A 16,721-nucleotide genomic window follows, 5' to 3' on the forward strand; every position below is an offset into this window, starting at 1 on the left:
CCGGGCCCGCCGACAACGGCGGCCCGCCGGCGCCCACCAAGGCCCCCGGAACGCAAAGCGCCCCTCACGCACCCGCCAGAGCCCACTTACCCTTGCTGCCTTCCGGCCCTGGGGGAGTTGGGTGAGATAGCGCCACGTGAGGGGCTGAGCCCACCCTAGCGGATGGACACCCCTGGAATCGAGCCCGGCCCCGACCTGCCCTCCCGCGGACGATCACGTTCGCGAGCACCCCTCAACGTCTTGTATTGTTTGCGGCGGAGGATTCGCCTAGTGGCCTAGGGCGCACGCTTGGAAAGCGTGTTGGGGGCAACCCCTCACGAGTTCGAATCTCGTATCCTCCGCCAGTGCCTCACCGGGCACTTGAAGGCCCCGACCGGGAAACCGGCCGGGGCCTTCTGCGTTCCGTGGTCTCAGTTCCCGTCTCATTCATTTGCCTAGTAACCGGACGTTTCGTGCGTTTCGGCCTCTATGGCCTATCCCTCGTACTCCCAAGGGTTCAGCAGGAGTGCGCCTGATCGCGCCAGATGCTTGATGTTGCGGCTCACCAGCGTCCAGCCGTTCGCCAGAGCAGTGGCGGCGATCAGCGCATCGGGGGGATCGATGCTGGTTCCGGCACTCTTGAGCCTCCGGTGAAGAGCGAGATAGGCGCGTGCCTCCCGCTCGCCGACGGCGGCGATCCGGTCGCGGTACTGATCGCGGATGTCCGTGAGCGCCCGCTCGAAGGCCGTACGCCACACCGGATCAGGTGTTCCCTCAATGCCTGCTTCGATCTCCGCAACCGTGATGACGCTCAGGTAGAGGGCAGGAGAGGGAATCGATCGAGCCCATGCGACGACGGCCGGGGCAGGCTTCGGCCGGGTGGTGATCTCGGCGACCACATTGGTGTCGAGCAGATAGATCACTCGCCGTCCGCCGCATCGTCGTAGGACCGCTGCCCGAACTCCAGACCCTCGAACGGGGCCGCCGCAAGCCGCTCAAGGAATCCGTCGCTGCCCAGGGTCGCCCAACGGTGAAGCATGTCAGGCAAGGCATCGATGTCGGTGTCGGCCAGCTCGGCATCGAAGTGCCCAAGCTGGTGCTCGGGAAGAGACTCCCGGATCTCCCGGATCGTCCGTAGCGGATGGGACTGAGGACGGGACTCCTCGGGCCTGCGCGGCGGGAGCGGCAGATTCGGGGCAGTGCTCATGATCGGCTCCTCCACGCTGTGTCACGGGCTCGTGCCTGATGACCACCCTAGGCCGGGCGGCCCGGGAGAGGGTCGTAAACGACCCGAATCCGAGCTTTGACGGGACCCACCGCCGAGTCGCCGCTGGCTGTGTCTGGCAGCCGCCCTGCCGGCGACAACGATGCCCCTTTGGTTGGAACCACCTGAACGAAGCTGTCGGGCTGGACACAATGGGGAGCACCGCCTTGTAGCCGGTCGCGTGCACCGCGTTATTGGGACATGGCGAAGATCAGCTGTCGTCCCCTCCACCGAAGGCAGCGAATGACGCAGAGCACAGCCGCCCTAGCCGGACGCTTCCACACGGGGCGTTTATCGGAGGGACCGGCCCAGGCTCTGGAGGCCTGGCGTGTCACCACCGACGGCTCGTCAGTTCGGAGCAGTTCAGGTGCGTGAGGAATCCCGGCCCTGGCACCGGGCACTTGAAGGCCCCGACCGGGAAACCGGCCGGGGCCTTCTGCGTTCCGTGATCGCGTCTCAGTGTTCCGGGCGACCCGAGTAGGCGAGGTCTTCCTTGTACGCGCCCTTGTGGGCGCCCTTGGAGCGGCGGAAGTCGGGGACCGGGGCCGGCGTGAGTTCGGTCCAGGTCGCGTCGGGGACGGGGCCGAAGGCGGTGCCGTTGATGGCGAGGGCGAGCTGGTACACCCGGCCGTCCACCGTCAGTACCTTGATGAACGCCCTGTTCGCGAATCCCTCGATGGAGATCCCGCAGGCCTCCCCGAGCGGGTAGCCCTCGATGTCGGAGAAGTCCTGCCAGGCAGGCGAGAGACCGGGAGCCGATGCCCGGCCGCCGTACGCGTGACCGTCGGTGAGCGCGGCGCTGAAGGCCTCGGTGTTGCTGGGCATGTAGCTGTCGACGTCGTTACACGGGCCGGTCGCACCCGTGGCGCCGGCGGGGCCGGTGCCACCCGTGCCGCCCGTGGCGCCGGTCGCGCCGGTCTGACCCGTGTCCCCCGTGGCACCCGTGGCGCCGGTCGCGCCGGTCTGACCCGTGTCCCCCGTCACACCCGTGGCACCGGTCGCACCGGTCTGACCCGTGTTCCCCGTCGCACCGGTCGCGCCCGCCGGACCCGTGTCGCCCTTCGGGCCCCTGGGGCCCGTCGGACCCGTCGGGCCCTGCTTGCCCTGATCGCAGTCGTCGCCGCCACCACCACGCGGACCGGCCTCGGCCGCCGCCGCTCTGCGGCCGTGGTCCGGCTTCGTGTGCTGCGCCTCGCAGTGGTCCCCGCCCGTCGGGGTCGCGGCGTTGACCGTCTCGGCCGCCCGCATGCTCTGAGCCGTGGCGAGCGCCGGGCCGGCGATCCCCGCCATGACCAGGGTGAGCGATGCGAGGGTTCCGCCGGTCAGCCAGCCGCTCCGCCTCGGTAGCGGGCCGAGTACTGACCTGGTCCTGTTCTCGGGACTCATGTGCGCCGCTCCTTCTCCCAACCGGATCGAACGATGTGCGATGGATCCCCTCGGGCCACCTCGGTCATCGTGGGGATCGCGGTCGCGAGCAGGCGCGTGCCTCGCGCAGGCGTCAACGGTTCAGCCCACACTCACCCCACCAACGGGCCTCGGGAGTTGCGGGAACGGTCAGGGCGTGGGCGCGGCGTTGATCCGCCGGTCCGTCAGAAGCCGAGGGCGAAGGCGGCGACGGCCGGGGCGGCGTAGATGACGGGGAAGGGGATGTGTGCGTACGAGCGGGCCCGCACGACGGTGATGACGGCCCCGGTGTAGTAGAGGGCGAGGCCGATGGCGGCGGCGATGCCGAGGGCGGGGACGAACAGGCCCGCGACCAGACCCGCGGCTCCGGCGGCCTTGGCCGCGCCGAGCCGGGTCCACCAGGTGCGCGGGACGCCGTACTCGGCGAGGGGCTCGACGACCCACTTGGCGCCGATGAAGACCGAAACCGCCGAGAAGCCGGTCATGAAGGCGGCGACGAGGGTGACGACAACAGCGGTGGTGGACATGGGATCTGCTCCTCTGGTGGATTCCCTTGTGTGCGTCTCACTCCAATGACCCGCCGCGCCACGGGAGTGTGACCGGCTCGCGAAAAAAGATTTCAGCGCCCCAGGGCCGGAGGCGGCGGGAGCGAGATCTCGGTGGACCTGACCAGCTTCAGCCGGTCACGCCCCCCGCACGTCGTGGTGCCACTCGTCAGAACCCGGCGCGGATGTCGGTCATGTAGAGCGGGACGGCCGACATCTTGGTCGCGTACAGCTTCGGCGGGGCGGCCTGGTTGCCGCCCACGTGGATGGCGGGGCTCGACTTCGTCACGAGCTTCCTCGGCTTGACGGTGATCTCGCCGTTTTCGTTGCCCTCGCCGCTGACGGTGGTGTTGTCGCCGCTGGTGGGGGTGGCGTCACCGCCGGTGTTGCTGTCGCCGCCAACGGCACTTCCGTTGTCATCGGTGAGAACTGCGGTCGCCGTGGTCTGGGGTGTGGCCGGTGCGGCGAACGCGCTGGTGGTGAGGGATGCGGCTCCTGTGGCCAGTGCCGTGGTGGCGGTGATCAGGGCGAGTCGGCGGATCGTGGTGCGGGCCATGGGAGAGCTCCTCGAAGGGGGTTTTGGGCGCCGTTGTGGTCGCTCTTCCATTGGGCCCCGCTCCGTCCGTCGCGGCATGCCCCTCGATCTCGTGGCTTGCCAGCGCCCGCCGGTAATGCCCGGGGCGCCGGTAATGCCCGGGGCGCCGGTCGCCCAGGCGCGCGGGCAGGGGCTCACGGCCCGAGCCGGTGAGCCCCCGCCCGCGCAGGCGTACGGCTACGCGTCGGACATCTTCGGCATGTCGCCCGTCGTCGTCGACATGTCGATCACCGCGAACGCCGCGCCCTGCTGGTCCGTCAGCGCGGCGAAGCGGCCGAAGGGGCTGTCCATCGGGCCGAAGTGGAGGGCGCCGCCGTGCTTCTTCGCCTTGGCCACCGCCTCGTCGCAGTCCGGTACCGCGAAATAGACCTGGATGTACGGGGGGATCTCGGGCGGGAACTCGTCGCCCATGCTCATCCGGCCGAGGACCGGGTTCCCCGTGCCGCCGACGCTGAAGATCTTGAAGTCCATCCCCGCCATCTCGGGGTCGTCGCCGGGCTCCATCTTCTGGACGCCGTACGGGAAGACCTTCGGGAGGAAGCCGTCCGCCTTCGCCGGGTCACGGGTGAAGACCTCCGCCCAGGCGTACGCGCCTGGTTCCCCGGTCTTCTCGAAGCCCTTGTGCTCGCCCGGCTGCCAGACGCCGAAGACCGCGCCGCTCGGCTCCTTCGCGATCAGCATCGTGCCGAAGCTGCCGACCTGCATCGGCTCCATCACCACCTCGCCGCCGGCCGACTTGATCTTCTCGGCGGTGGCAGCCGCGTCGGGCGAGGCGAAGTACAGGCACCACTGCGAGGGGGCGTCCACGCCGGGCATCGGCGGCACCACGGCAGCCACCGCCTTGCCGTCCGAATACGCCTGCGTGTAGTTGCCGTACTCGCTGCTCGCCTCGCCGAAGGTCCAGCCCAGCACGTCGCCGTAGAAGCTCTTCGCCGCCTCCACGTCGGCGAACATCGCGTCCGCCCAGCACGGCGCGCCCTCGGTGAACTCAACCATGATCGATCGACTCCTCGACTCGTACGTGTCGTCGTACCTGACGTCGTACACACGCTAGGCGCGCGGTGCGGCGGCCGCGCGGGGAGCGCGTCCGCGCGGCAGGCTGGATCCATGGACAAGGACATCACCATCCGGCTGGCCCAGCAGCCGGAGGCCGACGCGCTGCTCGCCCGGAGCCCGCTCGCCGCGCTCGTCGGGATGCTGCTGGACCAGCAGGTGCCGATGGAGTGGGCGTTCTCGGGGCCCTGGACGGTCGCCCAGCGGCTCGGCTCCGACGACCTGGACGCGCACGCCATCGCCGCGTACGACCCGGAAGCCTTCGCCGCGCTGCTGTCGCAGAAGCCCGCCGTCCACCGGTATCCGGGGTCGATGGCGAAGCGGATCCAGCAGCTGTGCGCGTACCTGGTGGAGCACTACGACGGGGACGCCGCCGCCCTCTGGGCCGACGCCACGACCGGGGAGGAACTGCTGCGGCGCCTCAAGGAGCTGCCGGGATTCGGCGAGCAGAAGGCGCAGATCTTCCTCGCCCTGCTGGGCAAGCGGTTCGGCGTGCGCCCGAAGGGCTGGCGGGAGGCCGCGGGCGGCTACGGACAGGCGAACGTGTACCGCTCGGCGGCCGACATCACGGGGCCCGAGTCCCTGGCCAAGGTCCGGGCGCACAAGCAGGAGATGAAGGCCGCGGCCAAAGCCGCGAAGGCCTCCGGCGGCTCGTGAGGCGCCCGCGGCACGGCGGAGCGGCCGACCTGACTGACTCCCGCAGCCGTGCCGCCCCGGGCGGTCCGAGGCGTGAAAAGCTGCGGACATGACAGAGATCGTGACCCGCGCCGCTACCGCCGAAGCCATCTACGACGCCCCGGGCAGCCTCATCACGCTACTGACGGACACCGCCGAACTCACCTGCAACACGGCCACGTTCGACGAGGGAGCGGCCGGGGCCCCGGTGCACTTCCACACCAAGGCCACCGAGTTCTTCCACGTCACCGCCGGCCGGCTCGACATCCTGGTCGACGACGAGGTCCAGACCCTCGAAGCCGGCGACTTCATCGCGATCCCGCCGGGCGTCAAGCACGCCTTCGCCCCCGCCGCCGGCCACACGGCCAGCGTCTTCGTCGGCTTCACCCCCGGCATGGGCCGCTTCGACTACTACCGCCTCCTCGGCCGCGTGAACGCGGGCGAGGCCACCGTGCAGGACATCAAGGACAGCTCCTCGACGTACGACAACCACTACGCGGAGAGCGCCGCCTGGAGCGGCCGCCGCCGCAGCGCGGAGCCGTAGGTCACGTCCGCGTCGAGGCGCCGCAGCTCCTCCGAGATCAGCTCGGCGCCGCTGCGGATCTTCAGGGCCACCTTGCGGTCGGGGCTCCCCGGCAGCATCAGGGTGGCCAGCGCGCCGGCCGGCCGGTCGATCCGGATCTCGCCGCCCGTGGTCTGCAGCGCCACGCGGGTGATCACCGGGCCGTCGCTCGCCACCCGGGCCACCGGCGTGCCGAGCCGGTCCTCCAGCCAGCGCGCCAGCAGCTCGGCGCTCGCGTTGTCGGGCTCGCTCTCCACCCTCGCGCCGGTCACCGGCAGCGGCTTCTGGTCCAGGGCGGCGGCGAGCAGGGCCCGCCACGGCGTCAGCCGGGTCCAGGCCAGGTCGGTGTCGCCGGGCCGGTAGGCGGCGGCCCGCTCGTCGAGCACGCCGACCGGGTCGGGGGCCTCGGCCGCGTCCGTGATCCTGCGCTGCGCGAGCGCGCCCAGGGAGTCCTTGGCCAGGTCGGCGGGGGCGTCGGCCGGCCACCACGCCACCACGGGCGCGTCCGGCACCAGCAGCGGCAGCACGACCGAGCCGGCCTGCCCTGTCAGGTCCCCGTGCAGGCGCAGCAGCAGGGTCTCCCCGGTGCCGGCGTCCGAGCCGACGCGCAGTTCGGCGTCGAGCCGGGTCGCGCGGAGCTTGTGCGGGCCCCGGGAGGTCCGCTTGATCACCGCGATGATGCGGCACGGGTGTTCGTGCGAGGCCTCGGAGGCCGCTCGTACGGCGTCGTAGGCGTTCTCCTCGTCGGTGACGACCACCAGGGTCAGCACCAGTCCCGTGGTGGGGCTGCCGATGGCCCGGCGGGCCTGGAGCAGGGCCCGGTTGATCTTGCTGGACGTGGTGTCGGTCAGTTCGGTCCGCATGGAACGAGTCTGTCAGCGCGCATCCCGGTCCGGGCACCCGGTTCGCTCGATTCCGCCTCGAACGGCCCTCCTTGGCCGCTCCCCGGCTCCGCCGGCCGCTCCCGCGCCCGGCCGGGCCGCGGTCATCTGCGGCGGCGGGCCGTACCGAAGACCGAGCGCGAGATCTCCCGGCCCAGCTGTGTCCCGATCGACCGGGTCAGCGACCGGAACAGCCCGCTCCCGACCACCTGCTCGGCCAGCGAGGGTTCCGGCTCCGGGGCCCTGCGGGCCGCCCTCGCGGCCTCTTTCTCGGTCTCCTTCTCCGCCTCCTCGGCCTGCTTCTCGGCCGCGGCCGCCTCCGCCTGCGCCTCGGCGGCGGCCTGCTCGGCGCTGATCTTCTCGTACGCCGACTCGCGGTCGACCGGCTCCGCGTAGCGCGGCCAGAGCGGCGAGGACTTCACGGCCCGGTCCAGCGCGGCCGCCTCGACCGGCCCCATCAGCGACTGCGGAGCGCGCAGCCGGGTCGCCGCGACCGGGGTCGGGGCGCCGTTCTCGCTCAGCACGGTGACGACCGCCTCGCCGGTGCCCAGCTGGGTAAGCAGCTCCTCCAGGTCGTACGCGGCGCGGGGGAAGGTCCTCACCGTCGCCTTCAGCGCCTTCGCGTCGTCGGGCGTGAAGGCGCGCAGCGCGTGCTGCACCCGGTTGCCGAGCTGGGCGAGCACGTCCGACGGCACGTCCTTGGGGGTCTGCGTCACGAAGATGACGCCGACGCCCTTGGAGCGGATGAGGCGCACCGTCTGGGTGATGGAGTCGAGGAAGGCCTTCGACGCGCCGTTGAAGAGCAGGTGCGCCTCGTCGAAGAAGAAGACGAGCTTCGGCTTCTCCACGTCGCCGACCTCGGGCAGGTCGTGGAAGAGGTCGGCCAGCAGCCACATCAGGAAGGTGGAGAAGAGCTGCGGCTTGTCCTGGACCGCAGGGAGTTCCAGTACGGAGACCAGTCCGCGCCCGTCCGCGGCCGTCCGCAGGAACTCGCCGGTGTCGAACTCCGGCTCGCCGAAGAACTCCGCGGCCCCCTGCTGCTCGAAGGCGGTCAGCGCCCGCAGGATCACCCCGGCCGTCACCGTGGACAGTCCGCCGATGCCCTTGAGCTCAGGCTTTCCCTCGTCCGAGACGAGGAAGGCGACGACGGCGCGCAGGTCCTTGAGGTCGATCAGCTCCAGGCCCTTGGCGTCGGCGTAGTGGAAGATCAGGCCGAGCGACTGCTCCTGCGTCCGGTTGAGCTGGAGCACCTTCGACAGCAGCACCGGACCGAAGCTCGTCACCGTGGAGCGGACCGGGATGCCGGGGCCGATGCCGCCGAGCGAGTAGAACTCGCAGGGGTATCCGGTGGCCTCCCACTGCTGGGCCACGTCCGCGGCCCGCTCCTCGGTCTTCGGGTGCGACGCGCCCGGGACGGAGATTCCCGAGACGTCGCCCTTGATGTCCGCGAGGAAGACCGGGACACCGCTCGCCGACAGCTGTTCGGCGATGAGCTGGAGGGTCTTGGTCTTGCCCGTGCCGGTGGCGCCCGCGACCAGCCCGTGCCGGTTGAGCATCGTCAGGGGGATGCGGATCTGCCGGTCCGGCAGGCAGGCGCCGTCCCAGAGCAGGGCTCCCAGATCGAGCGCGGGGCCGGTGAAGGCGTACCCGGCGGCGATCTTGTCGGCCGGGCCGGTCTGCTCCGCCGAGGCGGCGGCTTCGGTGCTCTCGCTCATGCATCACTCCCGAATTGGCCCTGTCCGCCACTTTTGCACCCGCGCTGCGAGGCTGCGCCCGGAGCACCCGGCCCGGTAGGCTTTCCGTGTGATCTTCAAGCGCATCGGTAACGGAAAGCCGTACCCCGACCACGGCCGGGAAAGCACCCGGCAGTGGGCGGACGTCGCGCCGCGCCCGGTCCGGCTCGACCAGTTGGTGACGACCAAGGGGCAGCTCGACCTCGAAACGCTGCTCGCCGAGGACTCCACGTTCTACGGCGACCTCTTCGCCCACGTCGTCAAGTGGCGGGGTGACCTCTACCTGGAGGACGGACTGCACCGCGCCGTGCGCGCGGCCCTGCAGCAGCGCCAGGTCCTGCACGCCCGCGTCCTCGAAATGGACTGACGCCCCGCCCCTCGGAACGGGCGTCGGAACGGGCATCGGGGCGATCTCGGGACCGACCTCGGAACGACCCCGGAGCGGGCCGCCGCTTCGCGTAGATTGCGCCTTTCGGGTCAGTATTGACCTATCAGCAGATCATTTAGTAGGCATCGTCGGCGGGCGGCACTACGCTGCGCCCATGAGCATGCTCACTCCCCCCGGCATGGGCGGAAAGTACCGCGTCACGGGAGCCGCCTACCCCCGCATGAGCCGTAAGCGGAGCCGCCGTCGGATCGTCCTCGCCGTGCTCGGCTCGGTCCTCGCACTGGCCCTGCTCGGCTACGGGGCCCTGCAGCTCATCGACGTGTTCCAGGGCAACAGCCCGAAACGGAATACCGCCGCTGGAGCCAAGGACTGTCCGACCAAGGCCGCCGATCCCGCCGCCAAGGGCGGCTCCAAGGCCGGCCCCGAAGCCGCCGACGCCGCCTCCGCGGCGGCCGAACCGGCGGTCGTGCTGCCCAAGCCCGGCGACATCACCGTCAACGTCTACAACGCGACCCCGCGCGCCGGGCTCGCCAAGGCCGTCGGCGACGAGTTGGCCAAACGCGGCTTCGTCATCGGCAACGTCGGCAACGCCCCGGCCAACTTCGACAAGAAGGTCCCCGGCACCGCGATACTGCTGGGCTCCCCCGCCACCGACAAGGGCGCCTTCTCCGTACTGGGCACCCAGCTCGTCGGCGCCACCCAGCAGACGGACGCCCGCGAGACCGCGGACATCGACCTGATCCTGGGCGACGCCTTCAAGGAGCTGAGTACGAAGGAGGACGCGGACAAGGCGCTGGCCCTCCTGGCCAACCCCGTGCCCGCGCCCGCCAAGAAGTGCTGATCGAGCCGGAAGTCCGCTCCGCGGAGAACTACTCCGCGGAGCCGTACATGCGGTCGCCCGCGTCACCCAGGCCCGGAACGATGTAACCGTGCTCGTTGAGCCGCTCGTCCACCGCGGCGGTCACCACCGTCACCGGCGTGCCCGCCAGATCGCGCTCCATGATCTCGACGCCCTCGGGCGCGGCCAGCAGCACCACGGCCGTGACGTCGTCGGCGCCGCGCTTGATCAGCTCCCGGATCGCCACGACGAGCGTGCCGCCGGTGGCCAGCATCGGGTCGACGACGTAGACCTGCCGCCCGGAGAGGTCCTCCGGCATGCGCGTCGCGTACGTGGAGGCCTCCAGGGTCTCCTCGTTGCGGACCATGCCCAGGAAGCCCACCTCGGCGGTCGGCAGGAGCCGCACCATGCCGTCGAGCATGCCGAGGCCGGCGCGCAGGATCGGCACGACCAGCGGGCGCGGGTGCGAGAGCTTCACACCGGTGGTCGGGGCGACCGGGGTCTCGATGTCGGCCTGCTCGGTGCGCACGTCCCGGGTGGCCTCGTACGCGAGCAGGGTCACCAGCTCGTCGGCGAGCCGCCGGAAGGTGGCGGAGTCGGTGCGCTTGTCGCGCAGGGTGGTGAGTTTGTGCGCCACCAAGGGGTGATCGACGACCTGCAAACGCACAACATCCTCCAAAACTCGGCCTGCGACCTGCAAAAACGGCCGCACGACGCGACCTGCACCCAAAAGGCTACGCGTTGACGCGACCCCTTCGTGTCGGAAGCCGCAGCCACGCCCGCCACTGCCTGCGGATGCGACCCGCCCGGACGCCCAGCACGCTGGACTGGTGAGCAACGCACCGGTGATCGCGGCCGTCGACGGATCCGACCACAGCCTGAGGGCCCTGGAGTGGGCCAGGACCGCGGCGCTGCTGCACGGCAGCGGGCTGCTGATCGCCCATGTACTGCCCGACCACGCCCAGCTGTACGCGGGGCGGCGGACCGCGCTGCACGACGCCTCACAGCCGGAGGAGTTCGCCGACCCGGTGAGCGACCGGATCGGGGCCCTGCTCGGCGGCCGCTCCGGGCTGCCCGAGGGGGTCGAGTACGTGTCGCTGGAGGGCTCCGTCCCCGAGGCGCTGCGGGTGATCGGGGCGGAGGCCCTGATGCTGGTGATGGGCTCCCGGGGGCGCGGCGGCTTCGCCAGCCTGCTGCTCGGCTCCAACAGTCGCGCCGTGGCCGCCACGGCGCCGTGCCCGGTCGTGGTGGTCCCGCACGCGGAGCGGAGCGTGCAGGCGCAGGACGCCGCCGCCGGGCAGTCCGCCGGGCAGGTGGTGCTCGGCCTGCACGCCGCCGAGACGTCCGACGACGTGGTGGCCTTCGCGTTCGCGGAAGCGGCCGTGCGGGGGACCACCGTCCAGGTGGTGTCCACGTACGCCATTCCGCCCGCGCCGACCATGGTGATCGACAGCCCCTTCGCGGTGATCCCGCCGGAGGGGCTGGCCGACGACGGGGACGCCGTACCCGCCGAGCGGGAGATGCTGCGGTCCCAGACGGAGCGGCTCGCGCCCTTCCGCACCCGGTACCCGGACGTCCGCGTGGAGCAGGCCGCCGTGCCCGGGGACGCGGCGGGCCGGCTGGTCATCGCCTCCGAAACGGCGGCGCTGGTCGTCGTGGGACGCCACCACCCGCGGCGCACCGCCATGTCCCTGCACATCGGCTCGGTGGCGCACGCGGTGCTCCACCACGCGCACGGCCCGGTGGCCGTGGTCCCGACGCTGTCGGACGACGTCTGACCTGCAAGGGGGTGGCATCAAACCGCCCGTCCGGGGGAAGCTGGGTGCAGGGGGAACGACCGACCAGCCCGGGGTGGTGGCCGATGCCCGACACGCAGCCGAGCGACGACGCGCCGGAGACCGCAGCGCAGCGCCGAGCACGCCGCGCGCAGTTCCTGCGCGACCTGATGGAGGCGCGCGCCCTGCGCGACCGCGTCCAGCCCCGCCGCGCCCGCGCGGCCCGCATGCGCCAGCAGATGCGCATGCGCACCTTCCGCTGGTAACCGGGTCCGGCGCCGCGCCCAGGCCCGCGACACGACCGGGCGCGGCAGCCTCCGCGGGGGAGCCGCCCCGGCCCCCGGTGGTGCCCGGCAGCCGTACGACACCGCCGTGCCGCACCCCCCGTCCGGGCCGCGCGGCGCACGGCACGGGACGACGCAAGCGCGGAAGACCTCTCGCAAAGCCGCTGTTTCTGCCACGATGCCGATTGGGCGGGGTACGGACGGCGAGCACGACAGCCGTTCGACCCCATCCTCCGGCCGGGGGGACCTCCAACCGGCACGCCTAAGACCAGTGGGAGAGTCACGGTGTATTTCGCCGCACTGCTCGCGCGCACCGAAGACGGGTGGGAAGCGAGCGACATGGAACTCGACGACGTCGAGTCCCTCAGTGATCTGATCGATCTCGCCCGTTCCGCCGCTGTCGACGACGACACGGTGGTCGCCCTCATCGAGCAGGAGGACGCCTGGTTCGGCGTCGTCCGCGTGGACGGCGAGGAGGACCCGCGGTACTTCGTATCGAACGCCGCCGCGGCCGCCCGCAGCTCCTACGGCTCGATGCTGACCAAAGAGCTGCTGGGCAGCGACAAGGAGGACGACGAACTCGACGAACTGGACCTGGACGGCACCGAGGACGGCGAGGAAGAAGCACTCGCCGCCTTCACCGACGAGGACGACGACGAGGACGCGGCGGGCGGGAGCGGCTCGGAGCCGGTACCGGCCGGTCCGCTCGGCGACCCCCGGCTGCTGGACGACCTCGGGGTGACCCACAAACAACTGATGACCCTGGACGGGGACGCCCTCTCGGAGATCGCCGACGCGCTCGGCGCCACCGAGGTCCTGGAGGCCGTCCGCTAGTGATCCACACGCACGACACGCACACCCCCGATCCCGTACGGGATCCCTGGCGGGACTCCATGCGCCTGGCGCTCCAGGAGGCCGCCCGGGCGGTGCCGGCCGGCGACGTGCCGGTCGGCGCCGTCGTGCTCGGCCCGGACGGCGGGATCCTCGCCACCGGGTACAACGAGCGCGAGGCGACCGGCGACCCGACGGCCCACGCCGAGGTGGTGGCGCTGCGCCGGGCCGCCGCCGCACTCGGGGAATGGCGGCTTCCGGGGTGCACCCTGGTGGTGACCCTCGAGCCATGCGTGATGTGCGCGGGCGCGCTCGTCCAGTCGCGCATCGCCCGGGTCGTCTACGGCGCCGACGACGAGAAGGCGGGCGCGGCGGGCTCGCTGTGGGACCTCGTACGGGACCGCAGGCTCAACCACCGGCCCGAAGTGGTCCGTGGCGTCCTGGCGGCGCAGTGCGCGCAGCAGCTGACGGACTTCTTCCGCGACCTGTGACGACGGCCGTCCGCAGGGCCGGCAGCCGACGCGGGATGCCGATTTCGGCGAATGCACCTCCTTAGGCTAGGATCCATCTCGGTAGTGTGTCCGAGTGGCCGAAGGAGCTCGCCTCGAAAGCGAGTATGGGGCAACCCATCGGGGGTTCAAATCCCTCCACTACCGCTCCGATCGAAAGCCCCGACCCGCAAGGGTCGGGGCTTTCGGCGTTCGTACGGCTCAACGTGTCCGGTTCGGCTCCCGGCGTTCTCCGCTCCGCTCTCCGGAGTACGGCCGCGTGACCGCCCGCCCCCTCGGCCGTTGTCACGGCATGACCAAGACCCAGCGCATGCTCGCCGCCTTCGCCCTCGCGGGGGCCGCCGCGGGCCTCGCCGCACCCGCCGCCTCCGCCGCACCCATCGCGCCCCTCACCCTCCCGGACCTCCCGACGGCCGCCCCCGGCATGCCCGCCGGGGCCACGCCGTCGTCCATCCAGGAGATCGGCGGGAAGCTCAGCGAAGGAGCCAACCAGCTCAACCAGCTGATGGAGCTGCCGAACCAGCTCGCGCCCGTGATCGCCCCCGTACAGCCCCTCACGGACCTCGCCGGCGGCCTGCAGTAGCCGCAGCGGCGCCGCGGAGCGGGAAACGCGAAGAAGGCCCCGACCGGGGTCGGGACCTTCCACGTGTGGGACGGGAGAAGTGGCACCGTGGGACGAGCCACTTCCCCCGACGAGGACGGAACCTGCCAGTCCGGGCCGCGGTCAGGGGGAAGCTCGCGGCTCGGACCCCGCAGTGAGGTCCTGTCCCTCACCCACCGGTTTCCTGCCAGAACCGGTGGGCGCACATCAATCGTGCGCCCCCCGCAACCGCAGGCACCCCGGCAAAGGACCTGGAGTACCGGGTCATTGGTCCTTAAAGGGCGGGTGAGTGTCCAAACCTGACCGGTTAGACTCACCCGACTTTGCAGGACCGGTTGGGGAGGCCGTCACCGCTCATGGACACCAAGAAGCTCATCACGGGTGCCCTCACCGTCTTCGTCCTGTTCGTGATCATCACCCAGCCCAAGCGGGCGGCCGAGATGGTGGGAATCGGCTTCCAGGGCATATCCGATGCCGCCTCCGGTATCGGCGAGTTCATGACCGAACTGGTGCGCTGAACCCGTACGCTGAAGCGGCTTCCGGACTTACCGGCCCCCCACTCCGACAGGTGGGGGGCTTTTTGCATACCCATCACTAGGCACAATGCCCCAATATGCCCAACTTGCCCTCAACACGGTGATATACGGTGCTTGCACACAGTGCACATGTCTTGTGATGCTATGACCGCTTTTGACGGATGAGTTGACTGAAGGGGTGGCGTGACCGTGCCGGCCAGTACAGCGCCTCAGGTGCCACCCCAGCAGGACCCCCAGGTGCCGCCCCAGCATGAACCCCAGTACGAGCCCCGACGCGAGCCCCGGCAGGAGGCCCGACAGGAGCCCCGGCAGGAGGCCCGGCAGGACTGTCGGCAGGAGGCGGCCCCGGAAGCAGCCCAGGAGGAGCCCCAGGAGGAGCCCCCGCCCGCCCTGGCGCCCCAGAGACCGCCGAGCCGGGGCGCGGACACCCGGGCCCTCACCCAGGTCCTCTTCGGGCAGCTGAAGAACCTGCAGCCGGGCACCAGCGAGCACCACCGGGTGCGCGGAGCCCTCATCGAGGCCAACCTCCCGCTGGTGCGGTACGCGGCCGCCCGCTTCCGCAGCCGCAACGAGCCGATGGAGGACGTGGTCCAGGTCGGCACCATCGGGCTGATCAACGCCATCGACCGGTTCGACCCCGACCGCGGCGTGCAGTTCCCGACCTTCGCGATGCCGACCGTGGTGGGCGAGATCAAACGATACTTCCGCGACAACGTCCGCACCGTCCACGTGCCGCGCCGCCTCCACGAGCTGTGGGTGCAGGTCAACGCCGCCACCGAGGACCTCACCACCCTCCACGGCCGCACCCCGACCACCCCCGAGATCGCCGAGCGGCTGCGCATCAGCGAGGACGAGGTCCTCTCCTGCATCGAGGCCGGGCGGAGCTACCACGCGACCTCGCTGGAGGCCGCCCAGGAGGGCGACGGGATGCCCGGCCTCCTCGACCGCCTCGGCTACGAGGACCCGGAGCTGGCCGGGGTCGAGCACCGCGACCTCGTCCGCCACCTCCTCGTACAACTGCCCGAGCGTGAACAAAGGATCCTGCTGCTGCGGTACTACAACAATCTGACGCAGTCGCAGATCAGCGCCGAGCTGGGCGTGTCCCAGATGCACGTCTCCCGGCTCCTCGCCCGGAGCTTCGCCCGACTGAGATCCGCAAACAGGATCGAGGCGTAACCGTAACGAGTGGAGATCATCCACACGTTTCCCGACAGAACGGGGCCGATCCCCTTCTGACCTCTTCTGTCGCTGGAGATATATGTCGACTTGGCGCTACAGCGTGTTGCCGACATGTGACATTCTGCTTGAACCGCGTTTGCCGCAGCCCCGCCTCCGGTATTCAGGTGGAGGCTGCGTTCCTCTGACGGGCGCGCCACACGCGACCGTCCGCGACCTCAAGGGGGTGGCATGTCCGTAGACCAGGGCAGCTCCAAGGTGCTCACGCTCGTCAAGAGCGCGACTCCGGCAGTGGCCGACCGCTCGGAAGCCATCGACACCCGCACCCTCTCCCGCTCCCTCTTCCAGCGCCTTGCCGCCCTGGACGCGGACAGCCCCGACCGGGCGTACGTACGCGACACCCTGATCGAGCTGAACCTGCCCCTGGTCCGGTACGCCGCCGCCCGCTTCCGCAGCCGCAACGAGCCGATGGAGGACATCGTCCAGGTCGGCACCATCGGCCTGATCAAGGCGATCGACCGGTTCGACTGCGAACGCGGCGTGGAGTTCCCGACGTTCGCGATGCCGACCGTCGTGGGCGAGATCAAACGGTTCTTTAGGGACACCTCCTGGTCCGTCCGCGTCCCGCGCAGGCTCCAGGAGCTGCGTCTCGCGCTGACCAAGGCCAGCGACGAGCTCGCCCAGAAACTGGACCGCTCGCCGACCGTGCCGGAGCTCGCCGCCGTGCTGGGCGTCTCGGAGGAGGACGTGGTCGACGGTCTCGCCGTCGGCAACGCCTACACCGCCTCCTCGCTCGACTCGCCCTCGCCCGAGGACGAGGGCGGCGAGGGCTCGCTCGCGGACCGCCTCGGTTACGAGGACACCGCGCTCGAAGGCGTCGAATACCGCGAGTCGCTGAAGCCGCTGCTCGCCAAACTCCCGCCCCGGGAGCGGCAGATCATCATGCTCCGGTTCTTCGCGAACATGACGCAGTCGCAGATCGGCGAGGAGGTCGGCATCTCCCAGATGCACGTCTCCCGGCTGCTCACCCGTACCCTCGCGCAACTGCGCGTAGGACTCATCGGCGAGTGACGGAGCGCCGCAGGGTTCCCA

21 protein-coding genes, 2 tRNA genes and 1 other RNA gene are annotated in these 16,721 nt (G+C 70.8%); 14 read left to right on the top strand and 10 right to left on the bottom strand.

Annotation, left to right across the window (positions count from 1 at the left end):
* Positions 1 to 50: 50 nt before the first annotated feature.
* Positions 51 to 149: signal recognition particle sRNA small type (gene ffs / locus ACFYOB_RS11205), an RNA gene on the bottom strand.
* A gap of 107 nt (positions 150 to 256) precedes the next feature.
* Between ffs and ACFYOB_RS11210 the strand changes: the two genes are divergently transcribed.
* Positions 257 to 344 (top strand) — tRNA-Ser (locus ACFYOB_RS11210).
* Positions 345 to 473: 129 nt separating this feature from the next.
* Here the strand turns inward: ACFYOB_RS11210 and ACFYOB_RS11215 are convergent.
* The 6 genes from ACFYOB_RS11215 to ACFYOB_RS11240 form a co-directional block, all read right to left on the bottom strand.
* Positions 474 to 902 carry a type II toxin-antitoxin system VapC family toxin gene (locus tag ACFYOB_RS11215; protein WP_388557827.1) on the bottom strand — a complete coding sequence of 143 codons (429 nt, stop codon included), beginning with the start codon at positions 900 to 902 and terminating at the stop codon, positions 474 to 476.
* Positions 899 to 1,186 carry a hypothetical protein gene (locus tag ACFYOB_RS11220; RefSeq protein ID WP_388557830.1) on the bottom strand — a complete coding sequence of 96 codons (288 nt, stop codon included), beginning with the start codon at positions 1,184 to 1,186 and terminating at the stop codon, positions 899 to 901. Before ACFYOB_RS11220 ends, ACFYOB_RS11215 begins: the two co-directional genes overlap by 4 nt.
* A 513-nt stretch (positions 1,187 to 1,699) precedes the next feature.
* Positions 1,700 to 2,629: a hypothetical protein gene (locus tag ACFYOB_RS11225; RefSeq protein ID WP_388557832.1), complete on the bottom strand. Its 930-nt coding sequence runs from the start codon at positions 2,627 to 2,629 to the stop codon at positions 1,700 to 1,702.
* 203 nt (positions 2,630 to 2,832) lie between these two features.
* Positions 2,833 to 3,174 (bottom strand): DoxX family protein, encoded by a 342-nt coding sequence (locus ACFYOB_RS11230; protein WP_388557835.1) that lies wholly within the window; start codon positions 3,172 to 3,174, stop codon positions 2,833 to 2,835.
* A 187-nt stretch (positions 3,175 to 3,361) separates the two neighbouring features.
* Positions 3,362 to 3,748 (bottom strand): hypothetical protein, encoded by a 387-nt coding sequence (locus ACFYOB_RS11235; protein ID WP_388557838.1) that lies wholly within the window; start codon positions 3,746 to 3,748, stop codon positions 3,362 to 3,364.
* Positions 3,749 to 3,964: 216 nt separating this feature from the next.
* Positions 3,965 to 4,783, bottom strand: a complete 819-nt coding sequence (locus ACFYOB_RS11240) for a VOC family protein (RefSeq protein ID WP_388557840.1) — start codon at positions 4,781 to 4,783, stop codon at positions 3,965 to 3,967.
* Positions 4,784 to 4,894: 111 nt separating this feature from the next.
* Here ACFYOB_RS11240 and ACFYOB_RS11245 point away from each other — a divergent pair, with 111 nt between their 5' ends.
* Both ACFYOB_RS11245 and ACFYOB_RS11250 read left to right on the top strand, forming a co-directional pair.
* Complete coding sequence (locus ACFYOB_RS11245) at positions 4,895 to 5,497, top strand: HhH-GPD-type base excision DNA repair protein (protein WP_388557842.1); 603 nt, start codon at positions 4,895 to 4,897, stop codon at positions 5,495 to 5,497.
* Positions 5,498 to 5,585: 88 nt separating this feature from the next.
* The gene (locus tag ACFYOB_RS11250; protein ID WP_388557845.1) at positions 5,586 to 6,059 is read left to right on the top strand and encodes a cupin domain-containing protein; all 474 of its coding nucleotides are present in this window, start codon (positions 5,586 to 5,588) and stop codon (positions 6,057 to 6,059) included.
* Here ACFYOB_RS11250 and opcA read toward each other — a convergent pair.
* On the bottom strand, positions 6,008 to 6,940 hold the full coding sequence (gene opcA, locus ACFYOB_RS11255; protein WP_388557848.1) for a glucose-6-phosphate dehydrogenase assembly protein OpcA: 933 nt from the start codon (positions 6,938 to 6,940) through the stop codon (positions 6,008 to 6,010). The two genes, ACFYOB_RS11250 and opcA, sit on opposite strands and share 52 nt — an antisense overlap.
* Before the next feature lie 122 nt (positions 6,941 to 7,062).
* Entirely contained in the window at positions 7,063 to 8,673 is a 1,611-nt protein-coding gene (locus ACFYOB_RS11260) for a helicase HerA-like domain-containing protein (protein WP_388557851.1), read from the bottom strand.
* Between the two features lie 88 nt (positions 8,674 to 8,761).
* On the opposite strand from ACFYOB_RS11260, the gene ACFYOB_RS11265 reads away from it, so the two are divergent.
* Positions 8,762 to 9,058, top strand: a complete 297-nt coding sequence (locus tag ACFYOB_RS11265) for a type II toxin-antitoxin system VapB family antitoxin (RefSeq protein ID WP_017240525.1) — start codon at positions 8,762 to 8,764, stop codon at positions 9,056 to 9,058.
* Between the two features lie 175 nt (positions 9,059 to 9,233).
* The gene (locus tag ACFYOB_RS11270; protein WP_388557855.1) at positions 9,234 to 9,920 is read left to right on the top strand and encodes a LytR C-terminal domain-containing protein; all 687 of its coding nucleotides are present in this window, start codon (positions 9,234 to 9,236) and stop codon (positions 9,918 to 9,920) included.
* Between the two features lie 28 nt (positions 9,921 to 9,948).
* Here ACFYOB_RS11270 and upp read toward each other — a convergent pair whose 3' ends face one another.
* The gene (upp, locus tag ACFYOB_RS11275) at positions 9,949 to 10,584 is read right to left on the bottom strand and encodes a uracil phosphoribosyltransferase (RefSeq protein WP_388557858.1); all 636 of its coding nucleotides are present in this window, start codon (positions 10,582 to 10,584) and stop codon (positions 9,949 to 9,951) included.
* A 163-nt stretch (positions 10,585 to 10,747) separates the two neighbouring features.
* On the opposite strand from upp, the gene ACFYOB_RS11280 reads away from it, so the two are divergent.
* The 9 genes from ACFYOB_RS11280 to ACFYOB_RS11320 all read left to right on the top strand — a co-directional run bounded on the left by ACFYOB_RS11280 (position 10,748) and on the right by ACFYOB_RS11320 (position 16,700).
* Complete coding sequence (locus tag ACFYOB_RS11280) at positions 10,748 to 11,695, top strand: universal stress protein (protein WP_388557861.1); 948 nt, start codon at positions 10,748 to 10,750, stop codon at positions 11,693 to 11,695.
* 83 nt (positions 11,696 to 11,778) lie between these two features.
* Entirely contained in the window at positions 11,779 to 11,958 is a 180-nt protein-coding gene (locus ACFYOB_RS11285; protein ID WP_030027564.1) for a hypothetical protein, read from the top strand.
* Between the two features lie 303 nt (positions 11,959 to 12,261).
* Positions 12,262 to 12,810: a hypothetical protein gene (locus ACFYOB_RS11290; RefSeq protein WP_388557864.1), complete on the top strand. Its 549-nt coding sequence runs from the start codon at positions 12,262 to 12,264 to the stop codon at positions 12,808 to 12,810.
* A 59-nt stretch (positions 12,811 to 12,869) separates the two neighbouring features.
* Positions 12,870 to 13,298, top strand: coding sequence for a tRNA adenosine(34) deaminase TadA (tadA, locus tag ACFYOB_RS11295; RefSeq protein ID WP_388558666.1), 429 nt, complete (start codon positions 12,870 to 12,872; stop codon positions 13,296 to 13,298).
* A gap of 80 nt (positions 13,299 to 13,378) precedes the next feature.
* Positions 13,379 to 13,463 (top strand) — tRNA-Ser (locus tag ACFYOB_RS11300).
* A 145-nt stretch (positions 13,464 to 13,608) separates the two neighbouring features.
* The gene (locus ACFYOB_RS11305) at positions 13,609 to 13,899 is read left to right on the top strand and encodes a hypothetical protein (RefSeq protein ID WP_388557867.1); all 291 of its coding nucleotides are present in this window, start codon (positions 13,609 to 13,611) and stop codon (positions 13,897 to 13,899) included.
* Between the two features lie 374 nt (positions 13,900 to 14,273).
* Positions 14,274 to 14,435, top strand: a complete 162-nt coding sequence (locus ACFYOB_RS11310; protein WP_215014193.1) for a hypothetical protein — start codon at positions 14,274 to 14,276, stop codon at positions 14,433 to 14,435.
* A 408-nt stretch (positions 14,436 to 14,843) separates the two neighbouring features.
* A complete protein-coding gene (locus ACFYOB_RS11315) occupies positions 14,844 to 15,629 on the top strand; it encodes an RNA polymerase sigma factor SigF (protein ID WP_388558669.1) in 786 nt (261 codons plus the stop codon).
* 231 nt (positions 15,630 to 15,860) lie between these two features.
* The gene (locus ACFYOB_RS11320; RefSeq protein WP_328926486.1) at positions 15,861 to 16,700 is read left to right on the top strand and encodes an RNA polymerase sigma factor SigF; all 840 of its coding nucleotides are present in this window, start codon (positions 15,861 to 15,863) and stop codon (positions 16,698 to 16,700) included.
* Positions 16,701 to 16,721: the final 21 nt, after the last annotated feature.

The sequence above is a fragment of the Streptomyces sp. NPDC006463 genome (assembly GCF_042870715.1).
Lineage (GTDB): Bacteria > Actinomycetota > Actinomycetes > Streptomycetales > Streptomycetaceae > Streptomyces.

What these genes read in the sequence shown, in the direction of transcription:
- ACFYOB_RS11305 (WP_388557867.1), top strand. Translation starts at nt 13,609, where the DNA reads ATGACCAAGACCCAGCGCATGCTCGCCGCCTTCGCCCTCGCGGGGGCC.
- ACFYOB_RS11245 (WP_388557842.1), top strand. Translation starts at nt 4,895, where the DNA reads ATGGACAAGGACATCACCATCCGGCTGGCCCAGCAGCCGGAGGCCGAC.
- ACFYOB_RS11230 (WP_388557835.1), bottom strand. Translation starts at nt 3,174, where the DNA reads ATGTCCACCACCGCTGTTGTCGTCACCCTCGTCGCCGCCTTCATGACC.
- ACFYOB_RS11250 (WP_388557845.1), top strand. Translation starts at nt 5,586, where the DNA reads ATGACAGAGATCGTGACCCGCGCCGCTACCGCCGAAGCCATCTACGAC.
- ACFYOB_RS11225 (WP_388557832.1), bottom strand. Translation starts at nt 2,629, where the DNA reads ATGAGTCCCGAGAACAGGACCAGGTCAGTACTCGGCCCGCTACCGAGG.
- tadA (WP_388558666.1), top strand. Translation starts at nt 12,870, where the DNA reads ATGCGCCTGGCGCTCCAGGAGGCCGCCCGGGCGGTGCCGGCCGGCGAC.
- ACFYOB_RS11270 (WP_388557855.1), top strand. Translation starts at nt 9,234, where the DNA reads ATGAGCATGCTCACTCCCCCCGGCATGGGCGGAAAGTACCGCGTCACG.
- ACFYOB_RS11240 (WP_388557840.1), bottom strand. Translation starts at nt 4,783, where the DNA reads ATGGTTGAGTTCACCGAGGGCGCGCCGTGCTGGGCGGACGCGATGTTC.
- ACFYOB_RS11235 (WP_388557838.1), bottom strand. Translation starts at nt 3,748, where the DNA reads ATGGCCCGCACCACGATCCGCCGACTCGCCCTGATCACCGCCACCACG.
- ACFYOB_RS11220 (WP_388557830.1), bottom strand. Translation starts at nt 1,186, where the DNA reads ATGAGCACTGCCCCGAATCTGCCGCTCCCGCCGCGCAGGCCCGAGGAG.
- ACFYOB_RS11320 (WP_328926486.1), top strand. Translation starts at nt 15,861, where the DNA reads ATGTCCGTAGACCAGGGCAGCTCCAAGGTGCTCACGCTCGTCAAGAGC.
- ACFYOB_RS11285 (WP_030027564.1), top strand. Translation starts at nt 11,779, where the DNA reads ATGCCCGACACGCAGCCGAGCGACGACGCGCCGGAGACCGCAGCGCAG.
- opcA (WP_388557848.1), bottom strand. Translation starts at nt 6,940, where the DNA reads ATGCGGACCGAACTGACCGACACCACGTCCAGCAAGATCAACCGGGCC.
- ACFYOB_RS11310 (WP_215014193.1), top strand. Translation starts at nt 14,274, where the DNA reads ATGGACACCAAGAAGCTCATCACGGGTGCCCTCACCGTCTTCGTCCTG.
- ACFYOB_RS11260 (WP_388557851.1), bottom strand. Translation starts at nt 8,673, where the DNA reads ATGAGCGAGAGCACCGAAGCCGCCGCCTCGGCGGAGCAGACCGGCCCG.